The organism is Rubritalea sp., assembly GCF_039830215.1.
Taxonomy (GTDB): Bacteria; Verrucomicrobiota; Verrucomicrobiia; order Verrucomicrobiales; family Akkermansiaceae; genus Rubritalea.
Genome location: NZ_JBDOPO010000191.1, coordinates 1 through 4,280, shown reverse-complemented (window position 1 = coordinate 4,280; position 4,280 = coordinate 1). Strand labels below are relative to the sequence as shown.

Here is a 4,280-nt window from a genome sequence, read left to right as displayed (position 1 = left end):
CAAATTTCGTGAGTTTAACTGTAAATTCAATAATGATGGAGAGGTGTATATTTCGATAGGCACTGGTGATATTAAGAGTAATGCAGAACGTTGGTACAAGCAATTTGGCGACGAACGACCAGTCGTAGTATCGGAGCTAGAAAAGCTCGACGTGCTTGGTGCCAATGCAGTCATTTTAGAATCACAAGGAACTTTTGCTGGTATGCGCGGAATCAATATTGAAGATGCTGCATTGCTGGGCTTGCTAGTTGAGAGCAGAGGCAACTTGATCACCGTGAAAATGATCGGAAAGAAAGAAGAAGTTCTAGCCCAGCGCGAGAATTTCACCACCTTTTGTGAAAGCATTCAATGGAAGTAAGTAATGAGTAAGAAACCAACCACCCCCATTGCCAAAGTATTCGCCTTCCTCGGCGGGTTTCACGTCGCCATCATTTGTATGGTGCTTTTGTTGGTCCTGACCTGGCTCTCCACACTTGAACAAACCGGGCCTGATGGACTCTACTGGACACTTAGGAAGTATTTCAGTTTTAACGCCTATTATGTGCAGCCGACCATCAATGAGAAAGATCTACCGATCATTCTCCCCGGCGGTTATTGGGTCTGCGCTGTTTTCACTCTCAACTTACTCATTGGTGGAGTGATGCGAATCCGCAAAGGCTGGAAGCACGCTGCAGTGCTCGTTTCTCATTTTAGCATGCTGATGCTGATGGTTGGTGGCGCGGTTTCTTACCACCAGTCACGAGAGGCATTTATGTTATTAGAGGTCGGTGATACTGGTGACTATGCTTACAGCCTGACGGAACTCTCTATTGAAATTGCCGAAATTAAAGAGGGTGAAAAGCAAGAACCGCTTGTTCTCAATTCGGATGTTTTATCAGGGGTGAGAGGAAAGCCTGAGCGCCAGCGCGAGTTCCTTCTTCCAGCCTTCCCATTCGATGTTGTAGTGAGTGACTACCACATTAACACACAAGTGGCTCAAGCGCGAGGTGTAGGAATTGATGGAGCAAAGGTCGTTGATGGGTATTATATAAATCCAATCAAACCGACAGGGCTCGAAGAGTCAAATTTCTCAGCTTGTATTATTACAATAAAAGAGAGGGCGTCAGGTAAGACCCATGAATTGATCTTATTCGAGGGACTCACTCACGATGTGACTGTGACGGTTGAAGATAAAATCTACGGTCTCCGCCTCCACGGAGAAATCTGGAATATGCCATTTAAAGTCCGCCTAGATGATTCACGTGGCGAGAAGCACCCAGGCACTGGGATGGCTATGATGTACGAAAGCGACGTCACAGTTCTGAATTCTGAAGGCAAGGACGAGATGATGCGCAAAATCGAAATGAACAAACCACTACGTTACAAAGATCTCACATTCTATCAAACCAGCTGGAACGATGCAGGACCGAAGGTAGAATCTGGTTTTACGGTAAAAACTAATCCATCGGACCAATGGCCCAAATACGCCATCTACACCTGTGGGATTGCACTTTTCGTGCACTTCATTATCAAACTTTTTGGGTTCGTATCCACCAGTATAGCAAGGAGCAAAAATGAGAAGTAGTAAAATTGGTCGTTGGATAGGGTTCGTTTTTGCCCTCGTTGTTGTTGCATCTTTATTGCTCTACACAGCTAAGGATTCAATCATCAGTGGGCCACCAAATGTGGTCGATGGTTATGAAAAATGGGACCCTGAGCTTGTGGCTGAATTTGGCTCCATGGCAATTCAAGCCGACGGACGAATCAAGCCAGTTTCGACTTGGGCTGGGTTTGAACTGCTAGCTATCAATGGTAAGCGTAAGGTGCGCTTTGAGAGCAATGGCGAAAAAGTAGTGATCACGCCTACTGAATGGGTGTTAGACTTGATGTTCCGCGATGCATTCGCTGAGAAGATGAATGTCTTCCAGGTGGAAGATGACGCTGTGCTCGACATGATTGGAGTGGCTCACGACGAGAAAAAACGCCGTGATCGTTACAGCATGGCGAATCTCGAAAAGCATTTACAGCAGGTTGATAAATTGCGTGGTGAGATTGGGGCAAAGCCAAAGGACGACCGAGACCCAGTCGAAGACCAATTTTTAGCACTCGTTTCAAATCTTCAGAGCTATGTGGCTATTAGCTCACATTTCACACCAGTAAAAGAACCGATGGCTGATAAGGATAGTTCACTCAGTGATGAACTACGACTTTTTTCAGCTTGGGTACAAAGGTGGCCACAGCTTAGCCGGTTCCTGGCTGCTGCAGCTCAACAAGAAGGTGGCGATATGGATGGGCTGCGCAAGGTGGCTTCGATGATTTCTATGCGCATAGGTGACTCGGTGTATTCTGACATTGCTCTATATCCTGCCAGCAATCCAAATCAGGCGACTTGGCCAAAACGTGAAGGCTGGCTTTCTGGCTACATGCAGAATAAGTTGCCAGCGGATAAGGACCAGATCGACTACTTACGCGAGATGGAAACTCTAGCATTGGCCTACCGTGATGGTGACCAAAAAGGGTTACTCAAGGCTCTAAAGCTCTATAAAAGTAATGTGCAGAGCAAGATGGAAGCACGAGGCGAGGGCGCTGGTTTGAAGAGTGAAATGGCCTACTACCGTATGGATTATTTCTACTATTCTCTCACGCCTTTTATTCTAGGTTTCATCATTGTCGCCTGTGGTTGGATTTCACCAGCCACTCAGTGGGGCCGTAATTGTAACCGTGTAGCGTGGGTGTTATTGATCCTTGGTGGCGTTCTCGTGATAGCTGGTATCACTCATCGAAGTATACTTATGGGGCGTCCTCCAGTAGGAAATCTCTACGATACCATTCCCTTTATCACAGCCATCACTATCTTGGTATTAGGCTTTATCGAGTACGTCACCAAGCGTGGTGTCTGTCTAGGGATGGCTTTCTTCCTCGCCGCGACTGGAATGTTCCTCGCAATGTGGTATGAGCAGTCAAAAGGAGTCGACCCAATGAACCCCTTGATTGCTGTGCTGCGCTCTAACTTCTGGTTGGCGACACATGTGGTCACGATCACGATTGGTTACGCTGGTGGTCTACTTACTGCAGGATTGGCACATGTCTATATCTTTGCGCGCATCTTCAATATCGACGAAGGTGACAAATCATTCCGCCGCTTCATGACTCGCATCGTGTATGGTGGAGTGTGTTTCACACTCTTCTTCAGCTTGGTCGGAACGATCCTCGGTGGTGTTTGGGCTAATGATTCTTGGGGCCGCTTCTGGGGCTGGGATCCAAAGGAAAATGGCGCACTCATCATTGTGCTATGGGCCTTGATTATTCTCCATGCTCGTATGGCCGGTTACCTTCGGGAATGGGGGATTCATATCTGCGCCGTGGTAGGGTCAATTCTAGTCACTTTCTCATGGTGGCATGTGAACTTCCTGAATGTTGGCCTCCACACTTATGGGTTTACCGCTGGTGACGCCCTAAATACCATCTGGGCATTTTACTACCTTGAAGCCTTCGTTGTATGTATAGCCCTCGGCTATGCGATAAATGAAAACGCTGTTAAGAAGCAGAAGAAATTACACGCTAAACTAGAGAGCGAATAATTTCTATAGGGCCTGATCGGACGTCTGAGGCTCGAGAGTCATGCTATCGATGATATACTTCCTAGTCTGGCGTAGTCATGTATGACTAGGTAAGTGTGCAACAAATTAGCAGCTGTTGACGGTTGTGTCTTTGTAAAATGAGTAGAAACAACGTTGGTTGTCATGGCTTTGTATGTGATAGTCCGCTTAGCGACTTTAAGTTTAATGCTCATGTTGACTGAGATTTTTAATTTGCTAGCTGGTGGGTTTAGAGCAGGCCAGTGTGTCCATGTGGCGGCTCCCGGGTTCAGCAGGGTTTCCTTGCTTTTTTTGCCGTTTCTCTGAGCGGTGCAAAATTGTCGCAATTCCACTCTTGGTGAGTCGTTGCGATTTTTTTAGATGTCGTTGCGGTGCGTTCCCTTTTGCCACGCCAGCCCGTGTGGCTGATGTGGAGCACTGTGCCGACGTAGCTGTGGATATGTCATTTTGACGAAACTTATTGCCTAGCCTAATGGTTATGCTGCGATCACAGGTGGTGCGGATTCCTGATTTTTCGTGGTCAGAGTTGGGTCGTAGCCTATGACAGGGGTGTGGAGTACTCTGCTAGCCCGAGGTCGCTCATAAGTTATTGTGTGTGCTTCATGATATCATCATCGGTTACTTTTTCATCAAGTGAAGATCAAGCAATAATGGTGGGCACCTCCGGCAACTCCCGTTGTCGGTGTGTGAGTTATTGATTCT

General features: G+C 47.0%; 3 protein-coding genes. All 3 read left to right on the top strand.

Annotated elements, in window-relative coordinates:
- Positions 1 to 358: hypothetical protein (locus tag ABGY95_RS06315; RefSeq protein WP_347440844.1), on the top strand; the 358-nt coding region annotated here is incomplete at its 5' end.
- Positions 359 to 361: 3 nt separating this feature from the next.
- A complete protein-coding gene (locus tag ABGY95_RS06310) occupies positions 362 to 1,564 on the top strand; it encodes a cytochrome c biogenesis protein ResB (protein ID WP_347440843.1) in 1,203 nt (400 codons plus the stop codon).
- On the top strand, positions 1,554 to 3,560 hold the full coding sequence (gene ccsA, locus ABGY95_RS06305) for a cytochrome c biogenesis protein CcsA (protein ID WP_347440842.1): 2,007 nt from the start codon (positions 1,554 to 1,556) through the stop codon (positions 3,558 to 3,560). The genes ABGY95_RS06310 and ccsA overlap by 11 nt, the downstream gene beginning before the upstream one ends.
- Positions 3,561 to 4,280: the final 720 nt, after the last annotated feature.